We start from the raw sequence: 22,381 nt of genomic DNA, 5'->3' as shown, positions 1-22,381 counted from the left end.
GTTTCTCACATGTAGGCTTTGCAACTTACCCTGCGCCATTTACACATTAGCGATAACGATTTTTATAAGCGCTTGATTTTTATAAGTAAAAAATCTGGCCCACGTTTTGCGTAGTGATGTGCAGGCACTGTCGCCGTAACGTATGAAATTCGTTTAAGGAGAATGTTATGAATTGGGACGTTATCGAAGGTAACTGGAAGCAACTCAAGGGCAATGTCAAAGAACAGTGGGGGAAACTTACCGACGATCATCTGGACACGATTGCAGGTAAGCGCGATCAACTCTCCGGCAAGCTTCAAGAAGCTTATGGCGTGAGCAAAGATGAAGCTGAAAAGCAAATCAAGGCGTTCGAGGAACGTAACCGCAACGACAAACGTTTTCTGTAAGAGCGGAAGGCAAGAAAGCGTGGGCTGGAAGCTATCGATTGCAATCCACGCCTGATTGCCTGCTACTACATCAATTAAAAAACAAAAAGGACACATCATGAAAAAAACACTCTCAATGATCGTACTCGCAAGCGCCAGCTTTGGCTTTATCGCGGCTTCACATGCTGCACCAACTGAAGCAAAAGCCTCTTACGATGCAACCAAGAAAAAAGCGGATGCTGATTACAAATCTGCAAAAGAAGCGTGTGACAGCCACAAAGGTAACGCCAAGGATATCTGCGTAAAAGAAGCGAAAGCTGCTCAGGTAAAAACCACGGCAGAAGCTGAAGCAGCTTACAAAGGAACAGACGCTGCGCGCAAAAAAGCACGCACAGACATCGCTGATGCCAACTATGAACTCGCAAAAGAAAAATGCGATGACATGACTGGCAACAACAAGGATGTATGTGTGAAGGAAGCGAAAGCTGCAAAAACTGCAGAAGTAGCTGATGCCAAAGCAGGCAAGGAAGTTTCTGAAGCGCGCAAAGATGCAAGTGCTGACAAACACGATGCAAACGTCGCTGTGCAAAAAGAAAAGTGTGATGCTTTGACCGGCGCTGAAAAATCGCGTTGTATTGCTGCCACTAATAAATAAGCACGCAACACCAGCCTTCTCCGCCTGTCACCATGTTTGACCGATAGATGGGCTAATAAAAAGGTCTCGCCAACCAAGTTGGCGAGACCTTTTTTCATTCAATATCATTCAACCGGCAGTATCGATTTGCAGCAAGACTATACAAAAGCCAAACATATACGACTTATCATTTTGGATAAATCATGTCTTGTGGTTGCACCCAAAGATCGAACTCATCGCTACTCACAAAGCCCAATGCGAGCGCCGTTTCCTTCAGGGTCGTGCCATCGTGATGCGCCTGTTTGGCAATCTGCGCCGCCTTGTCGTAACCGATATGCGGTGCCAAGGCAGTTACCAACATCAGTGACCGTCCCATCAACTCCTCTATTCGATCACGATTTGCTTTTATGCCGTGGGCGCAGTGTTCATCGAAACTATTGATACCGTCGGCCAGCAGACGCACGCTTTGCAAAAAATTATGTGCAAGCAGCGGCTTGAAGACGTTCAGTTCAAAGTTACCGGATGCACCTCCAAAATTGATTGCGACATCATTGCCGAATACCTGGCAACACAACATCGTGATTGCCTCGCTCTGTGTAGGATTCACCTTGCCCGGCATGATGGAACTACCCGGTTCGTTCTCTGGAATGCTGAGCTCGCCCAGGCCGGAGCGTGGCCCGGAAGCCAGCCAGCGCACATCGTTGGCGATTTTCATCATGCTGGCAGCCAGCGTTTTCAAGCCGCCGTGCACGCTGACCAGCGCATCGTGCGCTGCCAGCGCCGCAAACTTGTTGGCCGCGCTTTTGAAATGCACACCGCTGCGCTGCGCCAGCTCGGTTGCAACGCGTACGCCGAATTCCGGATGCGTGTTCAAACCGGTACCAACCGCCGTACCGCCGACCGCCAGTTCGTGCAAGGGTGGCAGCAACACTACAATCCCGAATTCGGCATGATGCAACTGTGCGACGTAACCGGAAAATTCCTGCCCCAGGGTCAACGGCGTCGCATCCTGCAAATGCGTGCGTCCGATTTTGACGATATCGGTAAACTCTTCCGCCTTGCGTTGCAGCGTCACGCGCAAGGCATGTATCGCCGGCAGCAATTTCTGCGCGATGCTGACACTAGCCGCTACATACATCGCAGTGGGAAAAATATCGTTGGATGATTGGCCGAGATTAACGTCGTCATTCGGATGTACCAGACGTTGTTCGCCGCGTTCGCCACCAAGCAATTCCGAAGCGCGATTGGCCAGCACCTCATTCATGTTCATATTGGTTTGCGTACCGGAACCGGTCTGCCATACTGCAAGCGGGAATTCGCCCGGATGCTCGCCGGCGATCACCTCTTCTGCCGCACTGACTATCGCATCCGCTTTTTGCTGATCCAGCTTGCCCAGATCGCAATTGACAATAGCTGCCGCGCGTTTGACTTCGGCAAGCGCCACGATCACTTCCTGCGGCATGCGCTCAGTCGATATCTTGAAATGCTCAAGCGAGCGCTGCGTTTGTGCGCCCCACAAGCGTTCACTGTCTACCTCGATCACGCCAAAGGTATCGCGTTCCATTCTTGTTTTCATGATTTGTCCTTTAAGCATGTGCAGAGCGTGTATTTCTGACGGCTCCATCATGCACCAAAAACATTTCAAAGATATTCAAACTCTGACTTGAATATGCCGGCAGATCCCGATAACAGTCATCTTATTTCTTCTACACGATATCAGACAGCGCAAATCGCCACTCACATTCAGCATATCCATATGCGGAAAAATTCGACTGATTCCAATTTTAATTACCTTAAAATCTTATTGCATTACATCAACATTAATTGCTCCGGCCTTGTGCGACGGCGGCCAAATATGGCTTCGATCGCTTCTGGCGCAATGTACGCGTGCATACCTTGCATGACTCGCTCGATTACAAACTGAAAGATATTGGACTGTGGGTATTGACGGGCGAAGTACCTGCACCATCTATTTATTCGTAAGGCTGGCCAACAGCATTACTTCTGAATCACGCGTAATTCACTAAACCTTGCAACTGCATGATCTATGAATGCGCGTGACTTCGGTGCCATCAGACGCGCACTTGGAAGTACCAGGTGCACTGGAAGAACTGCTGTTTCCATTTTTGGAAAAATTCTTACCAACGTCCCATTCGCCAGCTCGTCAGCTACCTGATACGACAACAGGCGTGCCACACCCCGCCCTGCTTTTGCGGAAAGCAACACCGCATCGATTTCATTCACCGTCAAACGCGGTGTCAACGGCACCACCTGGTCGCGGCCATTTACCCTGAAGCGCCACTCCGACGTACTACTGAATCCCGAATTAAAAATGACGTCGTGCGAAGACAGGTCTGCCAGTGTGCGTGGCTTGCCGCGACGCTTGATGTAATCCGGACTGGCAACCAGAACTGAGTGCACTTGCCCGACGCGTCGTGCCACCAGGCTGGTATCCGCCAAAGCCCCGATGCGCACTGCAATGTCTATCCCTTGATCGATCAAATCGATGTTGCGATCATTGATCACCAGCTCGACCCGCATTTCCGGATACAGATCGAGATAGCTATTCACAATCGGCGCCACGTGACGTCGACCGAATACCACCGGCGCCGTCACGCGCAAGGTGCCGCGCATGGGTGCGGATGGATCTTCCTGTACCGCCTGTTCATATTCACTCAACACTTGCCGCGCATGTTGCAGCAATCGTGTACCAGCTTCGGTAGCCGCCAGATGTCGCGTCGTGCGTTCAAACAGGCGTGTGCCTATGCGTTGCTCTAGCGAACCAAGCAGGCGCGTGATCGCAGGCGCAGAGCGGCGCAACTTTCGACTGGCACCGATCAGGCTACCGGTATCCATAATCGCAATGAAGACTTCAAGCTCGTCTAATCTGTCCATCAAATACTCCCGCCGTATTATTTTAATATTTGAAATAGTAAATTGCAATTTTAGGTAATTTACACTATTTATCGCAATGACTAAGATGAAGCCTCAATCAACTCAAAGGGCCTCATCATGACTACCATCAAACTTTACGGAACCCCGCTATCTGGACATAGCCATCGTGTTGAAGTGCTGCTGCGGATGTTGGGTATTCCACACGAATACATAGAATCGGCATCGCAGCGTATGACCGAAGAATTCGGCAAGCTCAATCCCTTGCGCCAGATTCCGGTATTGGTAGATGGCGACCTGGTGCTAGCTGATAGCAATGCCATCATGGTTTATCTGGTCAAGCGTTATGGCGCAAAAACCTCGTGGCTGTCAGACGATGCGGTGGAAGCCGCACAGATACAACGCTGGTTGTCGATTGCTGCTGGTGAAGTAAGACATGGCCCGGCCAGCGCACGGATGTCAACCTTATGGAACATGAAAGGCGAAATCGATCCGGTACGCGCACATGAAATCGCAGAGAAATTATTGACTATGATGGAGGCTCATCTTGCCGGGCGCGATTACCTTGCCACATCCAATCCCACCATCGCAGACCTCGCTTGTTATTCCTACATAGCGCATGCTCCGGAAGGCCGTATTTCATTGGCGCCGTATCCGGCAGTAAGGCTATGGCTGACGCGGATCGAAGCCTTACCCAACTTCCATCCGATGCCACAATCGCTTGTTCCGGTGGCAGCATGAACCCGCCTCTCAACCCGCGCCCTTTCCATGAAGGAGAACTGCGCGCGCATGTTGCGGCTGGTACCAGTACACCCGGTTCCGCGATACGCGAATTGATGCCGGATCAACATAGGCAATTTTTTTCTTCACTTCGTTTTGCGATGCTCGCGACTACCGATAATGAAGGCTGGCCAGTTGCAACGATAGTCACCGGTCCACAAGGCTTTATCAGCAGCGACGATCCGGGCAGTTTAAGAATAGACACCACTGCGCACTGGCAGGAATCATTCACGCCTCTACTTGCCACTGACAAGGCGATCGGCATGCTCGGCATTGAATTCAGTACGCGCAGGCGCAATCGTGCGAATGGCTACGTCACAGCGTTCAGTGACGATGGCTTGCATGTACATGTCGAACAATCATTTGGCAACTGTCCGAAATACATACAGGCGCGCGATGTCAGCAACGAAAACAATGATGGACACGTATCTTCCCGAGAGTTTTTTACCGACCTGAATGATGAAGCCAAAAAGATCATCAGCAATGCCGATACTTTTTTTGTCGCCACTGCATCAGGCAATGAAACGACGAACGGCAGCGGCGTCGACATCTCGCACCGCGGTGGCATGCCGGGATTCATACGCATTGATGGCAATACGCTGACCATCCCCGACTTCGTCGGCAATCGCTATTTCAATACGCTGGGGAATATGCTGGTGGAACCGCGCGCGGCCCTGTTGTTCATCGATTTCATCAGCGGCGATTTACTGCATCTGCAAGGCACGACAGAAGTGTTGTGGCAATCGGATGAAACCGGCCATCTTGCCGGAGCCGAACGCCTATGGCGTTTTCACATCGCATCCGGCTGGAAGAAATCGCATGCGATTTCCTTGCAATGGACCTTGAGAGAAGTCGCACCTACAACCGAAGCGACCGGCATCTGGGACAAAGAGGATTAGACATGTTTGCTCTAATGATCATCTCGCAGCTATAAAGCCGGATCGCTCAGCTCGTGAGCGCTCACGGAAATTGAAATACGGCGTTTTAGTTGAACGTCGTGATTCAATCCCGAGGATGCTGCCAACTTTTGTAGACAATCTCGATGCTGTAACCGTCGGGATCCAGGAAATTAGCAGCGTAGTAACGAGGGTCGTAATACAGTCGTGCACTCGGCGCACCTTTGTCGGTAGCGCCGGCAGCAATGGCTGCGTTGTAAGCTGCATCGACCTCGTCTGCATTTTTCGCAACAATGCCGACGTGCGCCGCTCTTCCTTCAACCGTGCCTTCTCGCAGCCAAAAAAAGATGCGACCGTCTGCACCAAATCCTTTGAGATCGGGATGACCCGGTGGTCCATCTTTGCCGTCATAGTCAACGCGATTGACTATCCTCAGGGGCTTGAATACCTCGGTGTAAAACGCAATGGAGCGATTGAGATCGCTAACTGCAATGAAAACGTGATCCAGCATCGTTATTCCTCTTTCGTTTAAATGTTGTAGCCGCCGCCGGCTTCAATCGTCTGCGCATTCACCCAGCCGTTGTCTTCTGACAGGAGGCTGGCGATGACACGACCTACATCGTCGGCTTCGCCGATTCTGCCAAGTGCAGTTTGGCCGGCAAGCATGGTGGCGAACTCGGGACTTTGATCGAACGCTTCGCTCGTCATATCGGTGCGGATGTCGCCTGTGCAGAAGGCCGTGCAAGAAGCAGCTAGAGAACGATGATCATTGCCGGGTATACACCTCTCATCTTATGAACTGTCGTCAGTTTGAAGAACCTAACAGTTGCAAGACATCTTTCCGAATTTGCATTTCTTTTTTCCACGGACACGCTCATCACTTGAAATATCAGACAACCGTCCTTATACTTAGCACTCGCCGGAAGAGAGTGCTAACAGCTTTCCCCCGACCGACCAACTTTCTGGTGCGGCACGTATGCACTGTTAAGCATGCTTTGCAGCAGCAGTGCCGCAAAAATTATCCTAACTTATTGAAAACTAAGGAGTTTGTATGAACCTTCGTCCTTTGCACGATCGCGTCATCGTCAAGCGCCTCGACCAGGAAACAAAAACTGCGTCCGGCCTCATCATTCCTGAAGCAGCTGCTGAAAAGCCTGATCAAGGTGAAGTTCTGGCTATCGGCAACGGCAAAATCCTCGACGACGGCAAAGTTCGCCCACTCGACGTTAAAGTCGGTGACCGCGTTTTGTTCGGCAAATATGCTGGCCAAGCAGTCAAGGTCGACGGCAACGAAGTCCTCGTGATGCGCGAAGAAGACATCATGGCAATCGTACAAAAGTGATGCCGATTTTTCGAAGCGCGGCCATGCTGCAGCGATCGAAACCGGTTTCATCCCACAGTGATCAAACTCGCTCAACGCGAATCACTTAACGAATATCAGGAGCATTAAACATGGCAGCTAAAGAAGTTATTTTCGGCGACGCAGCCCGTGCAAAGATGGTCGAAGGCGTCAACGTCTTGGCCAACGCAGTTAAAGTTACCTTGGGCCCTAAAGGCCGTAACGTGGTGTTGGAACGCTCGTTCGGCGCGCCTACCGTTACCAAGGATGGTGTTTCGGTTGCGAAAGAAATCGAACTCAAAGACAAATTGCAAAACATGGGCGCACAGCTCGTGAAAGAAGTGGCTTCCCGCACCAGCGATAACGCAGGCGACGGCACCACTACTGCAACCGTTTTGGCACAAGCGATCGTTCGCGAAGGCATGAAATACGTTGCAGCCGGCATGAACCCTATGGATCTGAAACGCGGTATCGACAAAGCTGTTGCAGCTACTGTTGAACAACTGGCATTGATCTCAAAACCTTGTACAACGACCAAAGAAATCGCTCAAGTCGGTTCGATCTCGGCTAACAGCGATGCATCGATCGGCGAGCGTATCGCTGAAGCGATGGAAAAAGTCGGCAAGGAAGGCGTCATCACTGTTGAAGACGGCAAATCCCTGAACGACGAACTCGACATCGTTGAAGGTATGCAGTTCGACCGCGGCTACCTGTCGCCATACTTCATCAACAGCCCGGAAAAGCAAACTGCAATCCTGGAAAATCCGTTCATCCTGTTGTGCGACAAAAAAATCTCCAACATCCGTGATCTGCTCCCGGTACTGGAACAAGTCGCTAAAGCCGGTCGTCCACTGCTGATCATCGCAGAAGACATCGAAGGCGAAGCACTGGCAACTCTGGTTGTGAACAACATCCGCGGCATTCTGAAAACTTGCGCAGTTAAAGCGCCAGGCTTCGGTGATCGTCGTAAAGCAATGCTGGAAGACATCGCTATCTTGAGCGGCGGCCAAGTCGTTGCTGAAGAAGTCGGTCTGACACTGGAAAAAATCACGCTGGAAGAATTGGGCCAGGCTAAACGTATCGAAATCGGCAAAGAAAACACCACGCTGATCGACGGTAACGGCCAAGCTATCAACATCGAAGCACGCGTCAAACAAATCCGCGCGCAAATCGAAGAAGCAACATCGGACTACGACCGTGAAAAACTGCAAGAACGCGTTGCCAAATTGGCAGGCGGCGTTGCAGTCATCAAAGTCGGTGCAGCTACCGAAGTTGAAATGAAAGAGAAAAAAGCACGCGTTGAAGATGCATTGCACGCTACTCGCGCTGCAGTCGAAGAAGGCATTGTTCCTGGCGGCGGCGTTGCATTGTTGCGCGCACGTGCCAACATCAACATCAAAGGCGACAACTCGGATCAAGAAGCTGGCATCCGTATCGTTCTGCGTGCGATGGAAGAACCACTGCGCATGATCGTGCAAAACGCCGGTGAAGAAGCATCCGTCGTTGTGGCTAAAGTACTCGAAGGCAAAGGTAACTTCGGTTACAACGCAGCCAACGGTACCTATGGCGACATGGTTGAAATGGGTGTTCTCGATCCAGCTAAAGTAACTCGTTCGGCATTGCAAAATGCTGCTTCGATCGCTGCACTGTTGTTGACCACTGACTGCATGGTTGCTGAAATCGCTGAAGACAAACCAGCTGGCGGCGACATGGGTGGTATGGGCGGCATGGGTGGTATGGGCGGCATGATGTAATTGCTGTTCTGCATCGGCATCGTGCAAACGATGTCGATGCACATGCACTTTTCAGTAATGGAAAACGCATATTAAAAAGCCTGCAAGGTTCACGCCTTGCAGGCTTTTTTGTTTTTCTCATCAGCAATACATGCCATTTCCACCATACATTTTAAGAATATCGATATAGAAAATACTTCGTTGTTCATCGGTAATACCTTCGGTAATGTGATTACTTAACAGTTTTTTAACAGCAGATTTCATCCACAAAATCTGTCATAGCGAATCACTTAACCACCGGAGGAGAGCAAATGAAAATCATCAAGTCCCTGCTGATCGCAGGCAGTTTATTACTGGGAACAGTACATGCTGCGCCTAACGATTTCCTCGTTAGCACAGACTGGCTGGAAAAAAACATCAGCAACCCAAAAGTAAAACTGATTGAAGTCAGCGTCAATCCGGGTGTATTCGAACGCGCGCATATTCCAGGCGCAATCAATTTTGAATGGCACACCGATCTGGTCGACACCGTACGTCGCGACATCGTCAGCCAACAGAATTTTGAAACTTTGCTACGCAAAGCCGGCATCAACAATGACAGCACCATCATCCTGTACGGCGACACCAACAACTGGTTCGCAGCGTGGGGCGCATGGGTATTCGACATCTATGGCGTGAAAGACGTCAAGCTGCTGGATGGCGGCCGCAAAAAATGGGAAACAGAAAATCGCCCCTTAGTCGCTGTCACCAAAATCCCTAACGTCGGCAACATCAAAGTCAGCGTAGCCAACACTGCCCTGCGCGCGCGTCTGTCGGACGTGGTTGCAGTCGCAGAGAAGAAAAGCAATATCGCATTGGTCGACATCCGCTCTGCTGATGAATACAGCGGCAAAGTCTTCGCACCTGCCGGCGTACAAGAATTGGCAGTGCGTGCCGGTCACGTACCAGGCGCCACCAATGTCCCTTGGGGCCAAGCAGTTGCCGCTGACGGCACATTCAAATCAGTCGATGAACTGAAAAAAATCTACGCCGCAGCTGGCGTCGATGGCAGTAAACCAGTCATCACTTACTGCCGCATTGGCGAACGTTCCAGCCACACATGGTTCGCACTGAAAAAATTGCTGGGCTATGACGTTCGCAACTACGACGGTTCGTGGACGGAATACGGTAACGCAGTTGGCGTGCCAGTTTCCAACCCGGCCGGTACGGTGTGGGGCGGAAAATAATTGGCTGAACTTGCATTGCCGCCAGCACGGCGGCTGGTGCCTGCTGCAATCGTTATTGCAGCGGCACTATTGTTTGTCCACACCCTAGGCGGCATCGCCGAGGGTGGTCGCGAGCTGGCCCTTTCTGCATTGATCGGGCTGGCTTTCGGCATTGTGTTGCAGCGTTCGCGCTTCTGCTTTTTCTGCGTGAGTCGCGACTTCATTGAACGACGCGATGCACGCGGTTTGCTCGGCATACTGGTTGCACTGGCGGTCGGGCTGATCGGCTATCACATTGTGTTTGGGGCGTTCATGCCGGTACCAACTATCGGTCGTTTGCCACCGCAAGCGCATATCGGTCCCTTAAGTTGGGTATTGGCGGCGGGTGCGTTCAGCTTCGGCATCGGCACGGCAATCTCCGGCTCATGCATCAGCGCGCATCTGTATCGCTTGGGCGAAGGCGCTACCGCTTCACCATTTGCATTGCTGGGCGTGCTGTTCGGTTTTGGACTTGGTTTCTTGAGCTGGAATTATTTGTACTTGTCCGGCATCCAGGAAGCGCCTGTCGTCTGGTTGCCGCATCATCTTGGTTATGCAGGATCGCTGGCCTTGCAGTTAGCTGCATTGGCATTGATCGCTGTTCTACTTTGGCGCGGTCATCGTTCACAACTACCGTCAGACCTTTCTACGGAAAATACCGGCAGTATCTGGACCCGTCGTTGGCCCGTATATGCCGGTGGCTTGCTGATTGCCTTCATCGCGGTGTTGTCCTATTTCCGTATCGGGCCTTTGGGTGTGACGGCGGAACTGGGGAGCGTCGCGCGTACCAGCGGTAATGCACTCGGCTGGTTGCCAACACGTCTCGAAGGGCTGGATACGTTTTCTGGTTGCGCCACTGCGATCAAGGAAACACTATGGTCGCAAAACGGCGTGTTTGTCGTCAGCCTGATTTTGGGATCGCTGGCGGCAGCTTTGTCGGCAGGTGACTTCAAACCGCGCGTGCCACGCCTGCAAGAAGTTGTCCGCGCCTTCTTTGGCGGCATCTTGATGGGTTGGGGCTCTATGGTCGCACTAGGTTGCACAGTCGGTACCCTGCTGTCGGGCATCATGGCTGGCGCAGCATCGGGTTGGGTGTTTGCCTTGTTCCTGGCGGGCGGGCTGTATCTGGGCTGGCGCGTGCGGACACGATTCAACTGGTTTTGATCGACGCTTAATTTGAATCAGTCAAAGCATTCGTGAAGCAGAAACAAAAAAGGAATCGATTTTTCGATTCCTTTTTTTATTAGCGGCGTCGACCAAATGGTTCGTCGGGACTCTCTTCTTCCACTTCCTCAGGCTCACCTTCCACATCACTCAAGGATGGCGGCGGCTGGAAAGTCGCCAGCAACTCGACACGACTTTCCGGCGTCTCCAGGCTGATACGCCCGAGCAGGCCGGTACGATAATCCTGCAAGAAAATATGCGCAGCTTTTTCCAGATCGAGGTCGCCGCCCTTGATGCGCAGGCCGCGACGTACTGCCACGCCTTCGATCACGCTGACGCCGTCAATACCTTCGACGTTCATACCGTAACGTGCGGCCACCAGCGCCGGATAACGCGCCAGAATGATATCGGCCAGAAAGGTTGCGACTTCTTCTTCAATCAATGCATTGCTACCGATTGCATGGCTGGCCGCCAGCATCAAGCCATCGCTCGGATACGCGATCTTTGGCCACATCATGCCCGGCGTGTCTGTCAGCACAATGTTATTGCCGAGATACAGACGCTGCTGCATCTTGGTCACCGCAGGTTCATCACCCACCTTGGCGACGCGCTTCTTCAGCAACGCATTCATCAAAGTCGATTTACCGACGTTGGGAATACCCATGATCATGATGCGCAAAGGCTTCAAGGCCGTACCGCGATGCGGCGCGATCTTCATGCTGAGCGCAGGAATCTTGGCGACGTCGGATGGCTTCTTGCAACTGAGCGCGACCGCATGCACGTTCTTTTGCTTGTTGTAAAAATCCAGCCACTGCTGGGTCGCAGCAGGATCGGCCAGATCACTCTTGTTGAGTATCTTGAGGCAAGGCCGCTGACGGAAAGTACGCAATTCTTCGATCATCGGATTGCAACTGGCCTGCGGCACGCGCGCGTCCAGTACTTCGATGATCATATCGACCTTTTCCATGGCTTCCGCCGCCTTTTTGCGGGCGGCGTTCATGTGGCCTGGGTACCATTGTATGGACATGCGTAACTTTATCTGTGGGAAGCAAGGCGCTATTTTACCCGCTCACGGCCCTGCCAGAGACAGCCGATTGCGTTATCACCCTGATTTTGCTGTCAATTCCTCCACTTTGTCACACGCGCGTCATATCCCGGGCGCAGCATTTGCATCCAGCGCCATCGGGGCCTGGCGCGAAAACGGCCCCGACCAATTTTTATGCGGCTTTTTGATTCCATGAAAGCCGTAGTTCAAGCAAACTTGTCTATCGTGCATCGTCCTCACCTCATTTTCTCTTCCTGCACATACCATTCTCTGAATGGGCCAACGCTTGCACACTTACGGCTCACGCAATGATCGCGTCATCCAATCTTAGCTATGGCTCCGATCAATCCGGCCTGATCTGGGGTTTTATATTTGGTCGTGATGAGCGTGCGACCTTGATCAATTCTGCCGAAGCCTTGGCATGGCTGAAAAATCACGAGCAACAGTCTGCGCATGCGTTCATTTGGTTGCATTTCAATCTGAGTAATACCGCCAGTGAAAAATGGATTACTGAACACGCTGGCGTCGCTGACGAATTCAATGAAGCCTTGCATGACGGCTCACGTTCAACGCGCATCGAGCTGGCCGACAACACCTTGATCGCTGTGGTGAATGATGTGCTGCACAACTTTTCACTGGATTCGGCCGATATCGCGACTTTGTGGCTCAGCGTGACAAAGCGCGTCGTCATCAGCGCACGACGCACACCTTTGAAATCGATCGAACGCCTGCGACAAGCGGTAGAGCACGGCGATCCCATACGCTCATCGGTGGAATTATTGGTTCATCTATTACGCGATCAGGCAGACGTATTGGTGAAGATCGTGCGCGATGCGGTGGCGCGCGTCGATAAAGTAGAAGACAACTTGCTCGCCGGCCGTCTGAATCGGCAGCGCGGTGATTTGGGCGCATTACGACGCATACTGGTTCGCTTGCAGCGCTTGCTCGCGCCGGAGCCTGCAGCACTATTCCGCCTGCTGCAAAAACCGCCGGTCTGGGTCGCAGAACTGGATACGCAAGAGTTGCGACAATCGACAGAAGAATTCTCCGTGGTGCTCAGCGACATGAGCTCGCTGCAGGAACGCATCAAACTGTTGCAGGAAGAAATCGCCGCACAGGTCAATGAAGAAAATAGTCGCAGCCTGTACGTGCTGACCATCGTCACGGTACTGGCGCTACCAATCAACATCATCGCCGGCCTGCTTGGCATGAATGTAGGCGGCGTGCCACTGGCAGATCATGCATACGGCTTCTGGATAGTTGCCGGCATTGTTGCCACCTTCACTGTCGTGGCGGGATGGTTTGTCGTGCGCAAGCAGAATCAGGACTGACGCCCGACTAAACGTCTTTCATCTGCACCCATGGCGCATGACAAATTGCTCACCTTCGCTGCAAGACAAAGCACATTCTCCGATGCAAGCTAATCTCGCTTAGAATCTGACTCGAAGTCAAAATTCTGAACGTGCATGAATCGCGCGTTGTCACTCCCTCTTCCACGGAAAATAGAATGTTCGCTAAAGTGCATGCAGTCGCGAAACAAGTCAGTGAAATCGTTGTTGGCAAGGATCTGCAAATACGTCAGGCGCTGGTTTGCCTTCTGGCCGGCGGTCATCTATTGATTGAAGATGTACCCGGCGTCGGTAAAACCACCTTGGCGCATGCACTCGCCATTTCGCTCGGACTGCAATTCAATCGTCAGCAATTCACCAGCGATTTGCTACCGGCAGACGTGGTCGGTATTTCGATTTTCGATAGAGAAAAAAACGGTTTTGTATTTCATCCTGGCCCTATTTTTACGCAAGTCTTGCTCGCGGATGAAATCAATCGCGCGACACCGAAGGCACAATCCGCTTTACTGGAAGCGATGGAAGAACGTCAGGTCACATCCGACGGCGTAACGCGCAGTTTGCCGCAACCCTTCTTTGTCATCGCCACACAAAACCCTACGCATCAAATCGGTACCTTCCCTCTGCCTGAATCGCAGATGGATAGGTTCCTGATGTGCCTGTCGCTGGGTTATCCGGATGCAGCTTCCGAACGCGCACTATTGATGGGTGAAGATCGACGTATTTTATTAAAGTCGATGAAGATGGCGATGCAACCAGCTGATCTGATCGCAGCGCAAGCAGAGTTGAAAAAAATCCATGTCTCGGCGACCTTGATCGATTACATCCAGGCGCTAGCGCTAGCATCACGCCAGAACGGCATGTTCGCAGAAGGCTTGAGCCCGCGCGCCACTATCGCCTTGCTGCAAGCGGCACGCGCATGGGCCGCAATGGAAGGACGTAACCACGTCATTCCGGAAGATGTGCAAGCGGTATTGGTGCCAGTTGCTGCGCATCGTTTGCGCGCCTTGAAGTCGATCGCCGGCAGTGCCTTGAGCAGTCGCGATATGGTCCTGCAATTGATGAAATCGGTCAGCGTTTAAAGCAAGGCCAGCGTCTGCGCGCCATGAGACATTCCTTGCGAACGATATTTCATCAGTGGACAGGCCGCTGGCTGTTCAGGCTGCGCGATGCGGAAGTCGGCGAAGTGTTCTTGAATCAGCGTCGCGTTTTCATCTTGCCAACCCGTGCCGGCCTCACTTTCGGTGTAATGCTGATCGTACTCTTTCTCTGCTCGGTAAACTACAGCCTCAGCCTCGGTTTTGCATTGACGTTCTTGCTGGGTGGATGTGCAGTGATAGACATGCATTTGACCTTCCGCAATCTGGCACATCTGCATTTACGACCAGGGAATACGCAAGCCGTGTTCGCCGGCGAAGATGCACAATTCGAACTGCATTTGAGCAATCGCCGCAAGCATGATCGCTATGCAATCTGGCTAAATTTCATCAGCGACAACGTGACTGCAGTTGAACATGTGACAGATATCGCGGCAGACAGCAGTCGTAGCGTCACGCTCAGTACGCTAACAAAGGAACGCGGCTGGTGTAGCGCTCCACGCATACGATTACAGACGCGTTTTCCACTCGGCTTATTGCGCGCATGGAGCTATTGGCAACCGGCGATGCAGGTGCTGGTCTATCCGCAACCGGAAGAAAACGGTCCACCGCTGCCCATGCATGCAGGAGAAAAAGCCGATAGCCACGGCCAGGCAGGTCACGACGATTTCGCCGGCATACGCGCCTATCAGGCGGGCGATTCGATACGTCAACTGGCATGGCGACAAATCGCGCGCATTGATGACGGCGCACTGGTGACCAAACAATTTGAAGGCGGCGCCAGTGGCGAACTCTCCATCGATTTTGACCGACTTCCACGTGCAATGAATACCGAATTAAAGCTGTCGCGCATGACGCACTGGGTGCTGGCAGCAGAAATACGCGGCCTGCCTTATGCGTTCCATCTCGGTCATACACATTTCACACCGGCGGTCGGACCAGAGCACCAAGCTGCCTGTCTGAGTGCGCTCGCCCTCTTCGAACGAACCTCCGAGCGTGCCGCGTGAGTTTCTTGCATAAGCTATGGCCGGCGATGGCAACGCCGTCCACACGTCCGATGTCACGGGCCAAAGCCGACACTTTGCTTTTATTGTTTGCCTGCGGATTGGTATTGGCACCGCATGCATTACACCTGCCACTGTGGATCACAGGCATCTGCCTCGCGTTGATGGTGTGGCGCGGCTGGATCACGTTTCGCGGTAATCGCATGCCGCCGCGCTGGCTGCTGTTACCGATTGCCGTTTTGGCGATGGGCGGCGTGTACCTCACGTTCAAAACTTTTTTCGGACAAGAAGCTGGCGTGGCGATGCTGGTGTTGCTACTTACGTTTAAATTACTGGAAATGCATGCCGCTCGCGATTTGTTTGTAGTTGTGTTCCTGAGCTTTTTTATGTTGCTCACGACATTTTTCTACTCGCAGACCATTGCCACTGCGCTGTTGATGATAGCCGCCGTGATTGCCATGCTGACAGCGCAACTGTCTTTTCAATACGTCGATACTGCACCGCCTTTGCGTAAGCGTCTGCGATTGGGTGCAAGCATTTTTGCACTGGCGGTTCCGCTAACCGTCGTTCTGTTTGTATTATTTCCGCGAATACAAGGCCCGTTGTGGGGCATGCCTGCCGATGCAAATGCAGCTCGTAGCGGTTTGTCTGACAATATGACGCCGGGGAATATTTCCAAACTGGCGTTGTCGGGGGACGTTGCATTTCGTGTCAAGTTCATCGATCCGGCACCACCAAGTTCTAAACTCTATTGGCGCGCCATCGTACTGGATCGTTACGATGGCCGTACCTGGAGCAAGTATCCGCGACAGCCTGCCAAGGACTCCGGCACATTGCTGTTCAGCGGCAATCCCTTGCGATATCAAATCACGCAAGAGCCAACATCCAAACCATGGCTGTTCGCGCTTGAATTTCCAACGACGGACCCGCAGCTTGCTGGAAAATACGTCATCGGTTCGCCCGACAAGGAGTTGCTTGTAACTCGCCCCATTACCGAGCGTATCCGTTACGACGTGACGTCGCATCTGGATTTCAATTTTCTGCAGAATGTGGACAAAACGACGATGAGCCAATGGCTGTCCTTACCATCGGGTTTCAACCCACAAACTATCGTCTTTGCCGATAGCATGCGCAGCAAATCGAACGATGACTTGACTGTCGTCAACAATGTATTGAACTTCTTCCGCACCGAAAAATTCAGCTACACCTTGCAACCTCCGCTACTGGGTCGCAACGGCGTGGATGAATTTCTCTTTTCGACACGTGCAGGTTTTTGCGAACATTACGCAGGTGCTTTTGTTGTGATGATGCGCGCAATGAATATCCCCGCACGCGTAGTGACCGGTTATCAAGGCGGGCAAATGAATCCTGTCGATGGCTTCATGACGGTGAAACAATCCGATGCACATGCATGGGCAGAAGTCTGGATAGAAAACCGTGGCTGGATACGTGTTGATCCGACAGCTGCCGTCGCACCAGAGCGCATAGAACGTAATAACACTTCAGCGACCACACCTGCATTCGGTGGCTTGATCAATATGAATATTGGTGCAGATTCATGGTTGAGAAAAATCCGATTTAGTTGGGATGCCGTTAACAACGGCTGGAATCAATGGGTATTGAATTACACGCCGGACAGACAAAAAAGTTTGCTACAGTCGCTGGGCTTCGGTAACATCGACTGGCGCACAATGACGGCATTGATGTTTGCAATCGGTGGCGCGTTGACGCTGCTGATCACTCTTCCATTACTTGCGAATCGCAAGAAAATAGATCCTCTCGATGCCGCTTATGCCAAGCTCAGCAAGCAAATGGCGCAACACGGATATCCGCGCCAAGCGCATGAAGGGCCGCGCTCCTATTCCGTACGATTGCTGACTTCTGCTTCCGGGCTTACCCAGGAACAGAAGCGCGCAATCAAGAATTTCCTGATTATTTATGAAGCAGCACGCTATCGTCCGCTTGAAAAATCCGCACTGCCCGACGTGCTGTCAAAACTCACATCATTATTAAAAAAATCTCGATGAAATCTTTCTCCAAACGTGTATCCCTCGTTGCACTCTCCTCCGTATTGGCTCTGACTGGTTGCGCTTTTGCAAATGACAACGGCAAGAAAACCACCACGCATGTAAAAGCAAAGAAGGTCGTCCAACCAGTACAAGGCAATGAATTCGCCAACTTCAATCAATGGAGCGATGTCGCTGCCTTTATCGACCAGATGGCGGAAAAGAACGGCTTCGACAAGAAAGAGCTGCAAGCCACATTGAATAAAACGCACTATGTCGATAGCGCAATCCAGTTGATGAAACCTGCACCTCCCGGCAAGCCGAAGAACTGGGCGGCTTATCGCAGCCGCTTCGTCGAACCTGTGCGTATCGACGCCGGCGTTGCCTTCTGGAATACCTATGCCGATGCCTTGGCCCGCGCCGAAGCGCAATATGGCGTACCGGCAGAAATCATCGTCGCCATCATAGGCGTGGAAACCGTGTACGGCCGCAACACCGGCAACTTCCGCGTGATGGACGCCATCACAACCTTGGCCTTTGCCTATCCCGACACGCCGAATCGCACTGCGCGCATGAACTACTTCCGCGGCGAACTGGAAAACACTTTATTGTTTGCACGCGATGAGCGCATCGATCCATTCTCATTGCTGGGTTCGTATGCCGGCGCAATCGGCTGGCCACAATTCATGCCTGGCAGCATACGCAAATTCGCCGTCGATTTCGACGGTAATGGCCATATCGATTTACGCAATTCACCGGTAGATGCAATCGGCAGCGTCGCCAGCTTTTTGGTTCAGCATGGCTGGCGCAAAGGCGAGCCGACTGTATTCCCGACCAAAGTAGACATGACAGAAAACTGGCAACGCTTTATCGGCCAAGGTCTGGAAGCAAAATACTCTTTAGCTGAAATGAAGGCGGCAGGTGTCACTCCCGTGATAGAACCACCTGAGAATATGTTGTTCGGTCTGGTTGATTTACAGAATGGTGCAGAAGCCAGCGAGTATTGGCTGGGCGCGCCAAACTTCTTTGCGATCACTCAGTACAATCGCAGCTTCTTCTATGCGATGTCTGTAATCGATCTAAGCCGCGCCGTACGGGCTTCGCGTAATTATTAAGTGAACGATGCTGGCACAATCGGCCAATATTATTTAGCCGCAGTTGCCGGCACTTTCAATGTCTGCAAATCGATCTGCAATGATTCCCCATCACCATTGATCCAGACTTGTCCATCCTGAATCGTGCATTGCAATTGCATATTGCGTTGCGCGAGTTTGGCGAGCGATTGGCTGGTCGCTGCAGGCAGATTGAACACACTCAGATTCTTCGCCCTATCCACCTTGTTCGCGATCTGATTCCACCAGATATTACTCATGCTGCTGTAGCTGTAAATGATGACATGGTTTGAACGACCGCAGGCTTTCAAAATACGTTTTTCATCAGGCTGGCCGACTTCTATCCACAGATCGATCGCACCGGTTAAGTCCTTCAGCCACACATCAGGCTCGTCATCGGCGCTGATGCCTTTACCAAATGTCAGCGCCTCACTGGCGTGCAAGACAAACGCCAATATCCTGACCATCATGCGCTCATCGGTTTCGGACGGATGCCGCGCAATGGTCAGCATATGTCCGTCGTAATACTGCCTGTCCATGTCGGCAATTTGCAGATCTGCTTTGAAGATGGTGGATTTGAGGGCCATGAATATACTTGCGTAGAAAACGTGTGAATTAATTAAAAAGCTCGAATAGAGATTCGATTGGCGATGAGGTAATGCTTCAGTCGCAGTTCGGTAGCGAGCGCGCTCGCAAGAATAGCCGATTCGCCAGCATGACGATGATTTTTTTACACGTGCATCATCAATTCGTAGCAAGCACACTGATCAATAGCTAGCGTTCAAAAATCATACATGTATGCAAACGTTTAAAATGAGCGCTTACAGAGAACAAAACGCATGCAAACTTCTTCCTCCAGCACTACCGATCATTCGATTATTGCAGCGACACAGGCATGGATAGAAAAAGCCGTCATCGGCCTCAATCTGTGCCCCTTCGCCAAAGCAGTGTATGTCAAACAACAAATTCGTTATGTGGTCAGCGCGGCCCAAGAAGTCGAAGCACTGGTGACAGAGCTGGAAGCAGAATTGCTGGCTTTACAAGCTGCCGATCCGGTAAAGACAGACACGACGCTGATCATCATTCCCGATGCGTTGAACGACTTCCTCGATTACAACGACTTTTTGACAGTGGCCGACAATCTACTCGAAGAGCTGGAACTGGATGGCGAAATCCAGATTGCGAGCTTTCATCCGGACTATCAGTTTGCAGACACTGCAGCGGACGATATTGAAAACTACACCAACCGCTCGCCGTATCCGATACTGCATTTGCTACGCGAAGCGAGTATTGAGCGCGCAGTAGACGCATTCCCGGAAGCTGAAATGATCTTTGAGAAAAATATGCAAACCTTGCGCAAGCTCGGTCATGAAGGATGGCAAAAACTGGATGTGACGCCGAAGCAAAGATAATTCGCGGCACCTATCCCAGCAATTCTGGCCAAAAAATATTCGAGTTATCTCTTTCGCAATCCAAATCCATCCCTATATAAGAAGCTCATGTTTTACCAGATGCATGGATCAATTTATTTCCTTTTTGAAATTTTTTAAAAAGAAAGCTTGTTTTGAGGAACTCTATGCATTCTCTGTGGCCGAATAAGGTATAAAAAGTACATTGTTTTCCAATTGCTTTTTTGGAATTTTTTGCTATATTGGTTGCCTATGGTTAATTTTTTCATATGGAAGATTGTAAAGAATCATTGTCTTTTGCAACTTTACCAATGTGGCAACACTCCAAGAAGTAGCTGATGAATTTGCATATTGTGCATTTCCCATTCCACCTTTGACTTTTGAATCGAAGATATTATGACTACTCAGGATAGCCCAATGACTAGTAACCGACTCGCAGATCAAGTTGCTTATGATCCTAATCACTTGCTGGACTCACTGATTGAAAAACTGCACCTGAAAAACGATGCAGCTCTTTCACGCGCGCTGGAAGTTGCACCGCCGGTGATCAGCAAAATCCGCCATCGCCGTTTGCCGGTAGGTGCTTCGTTGCTGATCCGCATGCACGAAGTCAGCGACTTGAGCATTCGCGATCTGCGCATTCTGATGGGTGATCGTCGCGATAAATTCCGTATCAGCGACAAGCAATTCAAACCTAAAGACGGCGTAACTGTCGATCAGGCCGAATAAAACAGCCGGCTATTCTCGGCTGAGTCGAAAGACTTATGCCGGGAATACACCTGTTGAAAGATAACGGTCACCTCGGTCACACACGATAAATACTATCGTTGCATTTTCTGTTGTTTGAGAAATTCGCAAGGCAATTTCGCATGCACCAGCCGCTGAAATCCCGCAAAAAATCCCCTCCTCAATCGCTAAACGTCGTGCAGTTTGTTCTGCAACGGCTTGGCTGACATATTCCAACTGATCGACCTTGCTGGCGTCATAGATCTTCGGCAGATAAGCTTCCGGCCATTTGCGGATGCCAGGAATCTGCGAACCTTCCTCAGGTTGCACGCCGATGATTTTGATGTCGGGATTTTGCTCTTTGAGATATTGCGATACGCCGATGATGGTACCCGTCGTCCCCATCGCGCTGATGAAATGCGTAATCTTGCCGCCAGTGTCGCGCCAGATTTCAGGACCAGTACCCTCGTAGTGCGCACGTGGATTATCCGGATTTGCAAACTGATCAAGAATCAGGCCTTCACCGTTTTTCTGCATCTGCTCTGCCAGATCGCGTGCATATTCCATACCGCCCGTTTTAGGCGTTAACACAATTTTCGCGCCATAAGCGGCCATTGCCTGGCGGCGTTCTTCGCTTAAATTTTCAGGCATCAACAAGATCATCTTGTAGCCGCGCATCGCAGCCACCATCGCCAATGCGATGCCGGTATTGCCACTAGTTGCCTCAATCAGCGTATCGCCCGGCTTGATCGTGCCGCGCGCTTCTGCATGCTTGATCATCGACAATGCTGGCCTGTCCTTCACCGAGCCGGCCGGATTGTTACCTTCCAGCTTGCCGAGAATGATGTTGTTACGACGCGCAGTGTCTTCACCATCCAGTCGCTTGATTTGCACCAGAGGGGTATTGCCGATGGTGTCTTCGATAGTCAAATAGTGCATAGGGATTGAATTATTTCCTGAGGAACGTCATTTTAATCGACAGCGCCGGAGCGCGTGCAAACCTGATTGTAAACCTTGCGGACAAAAAAAAGCCTCGGCGATTTTCATCGTCAAGGCTTTGGCAATCATACGTCTGGTTCAGACCTGCCATTTATTCAAGCCATCAAGGCTTTGCAGGCTTTTTGACTTCTGCCGTTTTGTCAGTGGCTGCGACCTTCGCTTTATCTGCTTTCGCAGCTGCAGGTTTTTCTCCCCCCGGTTTGGCCTTGCCATTCACGGTCAAACCTGCTTGCGAAAATTTATCCGAACTCTTTTCACCGACACCTTTGACACGCGTTTGCAGATCGTTCCAGTCCTTAAAATTTCCACCTTTTTTACGTGCGTCCAGAATTGCCTTCGATGTTGTCGGCCCTATGCCTTTGATACCATCAAGCGCGGCTTGATCGGCTTGATTGACTTCAACATTTGCAAACGCAAAACCGATAGAAGCAATCAGTGCAGCTAAAGCCAACAATAATTTTCTCAACATGGGATGTCTCCAGTGTATTGGTGAAAAAGCTCAGAACAGCAGACCATAAAGTCTGGACTTATTGCGTTATTAACAATAAATCTGTTTGAACTTTAGCAGCAATAAGATGGGATGACATTCC

At 51.3% G+C, this 22,381-nt stretch carries 23 protein-coding genes and 1 pseudogene; 16 read left to right on the top strand and 8 right to left on the bottom strand.

Features of this window, described 5'->3' with window-relative positions:
• Positions 1-167 precede the first annotated feature (167 nt).
• Both Hfont_RS04970 and Hfont_RS04965 read left to right on the top strand, forming a co-directional pair.
• Positions 168-386 (top strand): CsbD family protein, encoded by a 219-nt coding sequence (locus Hfont_RS04970; protein WP_112991145.1) that lies wholly within the window; start codon positions 168-170, stop codon positions 384-386.
• 97 nt (positions 387-483) lie between these two features.
• Entirely contained in the window at positions 484-1,020 is a 537-nt protein-coding gene (locus tag Hfont_RS04965; protein WP_112991143.1) for a hypothetical protein, read from the top strand.
• 166 nt (positions 1,021-1,186) lie between these two features.
• Here Hfont_RS04965 and fumC read toward each other — a convergent pair whose 3' ends face one another.
• Complete coding sequence (gene fumC, locus Hfont_RS04960) at positions 1,187-2,575, bottom strand: class II fumarate hydratase (RefSeq protein WP_112991141.1); 1,389 nt, start codon at positions 2,573-2,575, stop codon at positions 1,187-1,189.
• A 263-nt stretch (positions 2,576-2,838) separates the two neighbouring features.
• On the opposite strand from fumC, the pseudogene Hfont_RS04955 reads away from it, so the two are divergent.
• Positions 2,839-2,982: pseudogene (locus Hfont_RS04955) on the top strand (acyl-CoA dehydrogenase family protein); the annotation flags it as partial.
• A 15-nt stretch (positions 2,983-2,997) separates the two neighbouring features.
• Here Hfont_RS04955 and Hfont_RS04950 read toward each other — a convergent pair.
• Positions 2,998-3,894, bottom strand: coding sequence for a LysR family transcriptional regulator (locus Hfont_RS04950; RefSeq protein ID WP_112991140.1), 897 nt, complete (start codon positions 3,892-3,894; stop codon positions 2,998-3,000).
• A 117-nt stretch (positions 3,895-4,011) separates the two neighbouring features.
• Between Hfont_RS04950 and Hfont_RS04945 the strand changes: the two genes are divergently transcribed.
• Positions 4,012-4,632, top strand: coding sequence for a glutathione S-transferase (locus Hfont_RS04945; protein WP_112991138.1), 621 nt, complete (start codon positions 4,012-4,014; stop codon positions 4,630-4,632).
• Positions 4,629-5,570, top strand: a complete 942-nt coding sequence (locus Hfont_RS04940) for a pyridoxamine 5'-phosphate oxidase family protein (RefSeq protein ID WP_241523012.1) — start codon at positions 4,629-4,631, stop codon at positions 5,568-5,570. The genes Hfont_RS04945 and Hfont_RS04940 overlap by 4 nt, the downstream gene beginning before the upstream one ends.
• A gap of 103 nt (positions 5,571-5,673) precedes the next feature.
• On the opposite strand, the gene Hfont_RS04935 is transcribed toward Hfont_RS04940, so the two are convergent.
• Both Hfont_RS04935 and Hfont_RS04930 read right to left on the bottom strand, forming a co-directional pair.
• Positions 5,674-6,078, bottom strand: a complete 405-nt coding sequence (locus tag Hfont_RS04935; RefSeq protein ID WP_112991135.1) for a VOC family protein — start codon at positions 6,076-6,078, stop codon at positions 5,674-5,676.
• 17 nt (positions 6,079-6,095) lie between these two features.
• The gene (locus tag Hfont_RS04930; protein WP_338322772.1) at positions 6,096-6,347 is read right to left on the bottom strand and encodes an SDR family oxidoreductase; all 252 of its coding nucleotides are present in this window, start codon (positions 6,345-6,347) and stop codon (positions 6,096-6,098) included.
• Positions 6,348-6,618: 271 nt separating this feature from the next.
• On the opposite strand from Hfont_RS04930, the gene groES reads away from it, so the two are divergent.
• The 4 genes from groES to Hfont_RS04910 all read left to right on the top strand — a co-directional run bounded on the left by groES (position 6,619) and on the right by Hfont_RS04910 (position 11,047).
• Complete coding sequence (gene groES / locus Hfont_RS04925; RefSeq protein WP_112991133.1) at positions 6,619-6,909, top strand: co-chaperone GroES; 291 nt, start codon at positions 6,619-6,621, stop codon at positions 6,907-6,909.
• Positions 6,910-7,019: 110 nt separating this feature from the next.
• On the top strand, positions 7,020-8,660 hold the full coding sequence (gene groL / locus Hfont_RS04920; protein WP_112991132.1) for a chaperonin GroEL: 1,641 nt from the start codon (positions 7,020-7,022) through the stop codon (positions 8,658-8,660).
• Between the two features lie 290 nt (positions 8,661-8,950).
• A complete protein-coding gene (locus Hfont_RS04915) occupies positions 8,951-9,865 on the top strand; it encodes a sulfurtransferase (RefSeq protein ID WP_112991130.1) in 915 nt (304 codons plus the stop codon).
• The gene (locus Hfont_RS04910; protein ID WP_112991128.1) at positions 9,866-11,047 is read left to right on the top strand and encodes a YeeE/YedE family protein; all 1,182 of its coding nucleotides are present in this window, start codon (positions 9,866-9,868) and stop codon (positions 11,045-11,047) included.
• A 79-nt stretch (positions 11,048-11,126) separates the two neighbouring features.
• Here Hfont_RS04910 and ylqF read toward each other — a convergent pair whose 3' ends face one another.
• Positions 11,127-12,074: a ribosome biogenesis GTPase YlqF gene (ylqF, locus tag Hfont_RS04905; RefSeq protein WP_112991127.1), complete on the bottom strand. Its 948-nt coding sequence runs from the start codon at positions 12,072-12,074 to the stop codon at positions 11,127-11,129.
• A gap of 326 nt (positions 12,075-12,400) precedes the next feature.
• Here ylqF and Hfont_RS04900 point away from each other — a divergent pair, with 326 nt between their 5' ends.
• The 5 genes from Hfont_RS04900 (at position 12,401) to mltB (ending at position 18,660) form a co-directional block, all read left to right on the top strand.
• Positions 12,401-13,423 carry a transporter gene (locus tag Hfont_RS04900; protein WP_181666414.1) on the top strand — a complete coding sequence of 341 codons (1,023 nt, stop codon included), beginning with the start codon at positions 12,401-12,403 and terminating at the stop codon, positions 13,421-13,423.
• A 176-nt stretch (positions 13,424-13,599) separates the two neighbouring features.
• Complete coding sequence (locus Hfont_RS04895) at positions 13,600-14,520, top strand: AAA family ATPase (protein WP_112991125.1); 921 nt, start codon at positions 13,600-13,602, stop codon at positions 14,518-14,520.
• A gap of 23 nt (positions 14,521-14,543) precedes the next feature.
• On the top strand, positions 14,544-15,542 hold the full coding sequence (locus Hfont_RS04890) for a DUF58 domain-containing protein (protein WP_112991123.1): 999 nt from the start codon (positions 14,544-14,546) through the stop codon (positions 15,540-15,542).
• Positions 15,539-17,566 (top strand): transglutaminase TgpA family protein, encoded by a 2,028-nt coding sequence (locus Hfont_RS04885; RefSeq protein ID WP_112991121.1) that lies wholly within the window; start codon positions 15,539-15,541, stop codon positions 17,564-17,566. Before Hfont_RS04890 ends, Hfont_RS04885 begins: the two co-directional genes overlap by 4 nt.
• Positions 17,563-18,660 carry a lytic murein transglycosylase B gene (gene mltB, locus Hfont_RS04880; RefSeq protein ID WP_162845862.1) on the top strand — a complete coding sequence of 366 codons (1,098 nt, stop codon included), beginning with the start codon at positions 17,563-17,565 and terminating at the stop codon, positions 18,658-18,660. The genes Hfont_RS04885 and mltB overlap by 4 nt, the downstream gene beginning before the upstream one ends.
• A gap of 29 nt (positions 18,661-18,689) precedes the next feature.
• Here mltB and Hfont_RS04875 read toward each other — a convergent pair whose 3' ends face one another.
• Positions 18,690-19,244 carry a YaeQ family protein gene (locus Hfont_RS04875; protein ID WP_112991118.1) on the bottom strand — a complete coding sequence of 185 codons (555 nt, stop codon included), beginning with the start codon at positions 19,242-19,244 and terminating at the stop codon, positions 18,690-18,692.
• A gap of 252 nt (positions 19,245-19,496) precedes the next feature.
• On the opposite strand from Hfont_RS04875, the gene Hfont_RS04870 reads away from it, so the two are divergent.
• Both Hfont_RS04870 and Hfont_RS04865 read left to right on the top strand, forming a co-directional pair.
• Entirely contained in the window at positions 19,497-20,069 is a 573-nt protein-coding gene (locus Hfont_RS04870; RefSeq protein ID WP_112991116.1) for a DUF1415 domain-containing protein, read from the top strand.
• A 414-nt stretch (positions 20,070-20,483) separates the two neighbouring features.
• Positions 20,484-20,795: a hypothetical protein gene (locus tag Hfont_RS04865; RefSeq protein ID WP_421800978.1), complete on the top strand. Its 312-nt coding sequence runs from the start codon at positions 20,484-20,486 to the stop codon at positions 20,793-20,795.
• A gap of 33 nt (positions 20,796-20,828) precedes the next feature.
• On the opposite strand, the gene cysM is transcribed toward Hfont_RS04865, so the two are convergent.
• On the bottom strand, positions 20,829-21,731 hold the full coding sequence (cysM, locus tag Hfont_RS04860) for a cysteine synthase CysM (protein ID WP_112991112.1): 903 nt from the start codon (positions 21,729-21,731) through the stop codon (positions 20,829-20,831).
• 163 nt (positions 21,732-21,894) lie between these two features.
• Positions 21,895-22,260, bottom strand: coding sequence for a ComEA family DNA-binding protein (locus Hfont_RS04855; RefSeq protein ID WP_112991110.1), 366 nt, complete (start codon positions 22,258-22,260; stop codon positions 21,895-21,897).
• Positions 22,261-22,381: the final 121 nt, after the last annotated feature.

Origin of the sequence: Herminiimonas fonticola (genome assembly GCF_003293745.1) — a bacterium.
Lineage (GTDB): Bacteria > Pseudomonadota > Gammaproteobacteria > Burkholderiales > Burkholderiaceae_D > Oxalicibacterium > Oxalicibacterium fonticola.
The sequence above is the reverse complement of the archived record's forward strand: the minus strand, read 5'-3'. Positions and strand labels throughout refer to the sequence as shown.

Coding starts and splice junctions, on each gene's coding strand:
- cysM (WP_112991112.1), bottom strand. CDS start 21,731: ATGCACTATTTGACTATCGAAGACACCATCGGCAATACCCCTCTGGTG.
- Hfont_RS04865 (WP_421800978.1), top strand. CDS start 20,484: ATGACTAGTAACCGACTCGCAGATCAAGTTGCTTATGATCCTAATCAC.
- mltB (WP_162845862.1), top strand. CDS start 17,563: ATGAAATCTTTCTCCAAACGTGTATCCCTCGTTGCACTCTCCTCCGTA.
- Hfont_RS04945 (WP_112991138.1), top strand. CDS start 4,012: ATGACTACCATCAAACTTTACGGAACCCCGCTATCTGGACATAGCCAT.
- Hfont_RS04965 (WP_112991143.1), top strand. CDS start 484: ATGAAAAAAACACTCTCAATGATCGTACTCGCAAGCGCCAGCTTTGGC.
- Hfont_RS04900 (WP_181666414.1), top strand. CDS start 12,401: ATGATCGCGTCATCCAATCTTAGCTATGGCTCCGATCAATCCGGCCTG.
- Hfont_RS04935 (WP_112991135.1), bottom strand. CDS start 6,078: ATGCTGGATCACGTTTTCATTGCAGTTAGCGATCTCAATCGCTCCATT.
- groES (WP_112991133.1), top strand. CDS start 6,619: ATGAACCTTCGTCCTTTGCACGATCGCGTCATCGTCAAGCGCCTCGAC.
- Hfont_RS04895 (WP_112991125.1), top strand. CDS start 13,600: ATGTTCGCTAAAGTGCATGCAGTCGCGAAACAAGTCAGTGAAATCGTT.
- fumC (WP_112991141.1), bottom strand. CDS start 2,575: ATGAAAACAAGAATGGAACGCGATACCTTTGGCGTGATCGAGGTAGAC.
- Hfont_RS04970 (WP_112991145.1), top strand. CDS start 168: ATGAATTGGGACGTTATCGAAGGTAACTGGAAGCAACTCAAGGGCAAT.
- Hfont_RS04875 (WP_112991118.1), bottom strand. CDS start 19,244: ATGGCCCTCAAATCCACCATCTTCAAAGCAGATCTGCAAATTGCCGAC.
- Hfont_RS04855 (WP_112991110.1), bottom strand. CDS start 22,260: ATGTTGAGAAAATTATTGTTGGCTTTAGCTGCACTGATTGCTTCTATC.
- Hfont_RS04870 (WP_112991116.1), top strand. CDS start 19,497: ATGCAAACTTCTTCCTCCAGCACTACCGATCATTCGATTATTGCAGCG.
- Hfont_RS04950 (WP_112991140.1), bottom strand. CDS start 3,894: ATGGACAGATTAGACGAGCTTGAAGTCTTCATTGCGATTATGGATACC.
- Hfont_RS04940 (WP_241523012.1), top strand. CDS start 4,629: ATGAACCCGCCTCTCAACCCGCGCCCTTTCCATGAAGGAGAACTGCGC.
- ylqF (WP_112991127.1), bottom strand. CDS start 12,074: ATGTCCATACAATGGTACCCAGGCCACATGAACGCCGCCCGCAAAAAG.
- Hfont_RS04890 (WP_112991123.1), top strand. CDS start 14,544: ATGAGACATTCCTTGCGAACGATATTTCATCAGTGGACAGGCCGCTGG.
- groL (WP_112991132.1), top strand. CDS start 7,020: ATGGCAGCTAAAGAAGTTATTTTCGGCGACGCAGCCCGTGCAAAGATG.
- Hfont_RS04915 (WP_112991130.1), top strand. CDS start 8,951: ATGAAAATCATCAAGTCCCTGCTGATCGCAGGCAGTTTATTACTGGGA.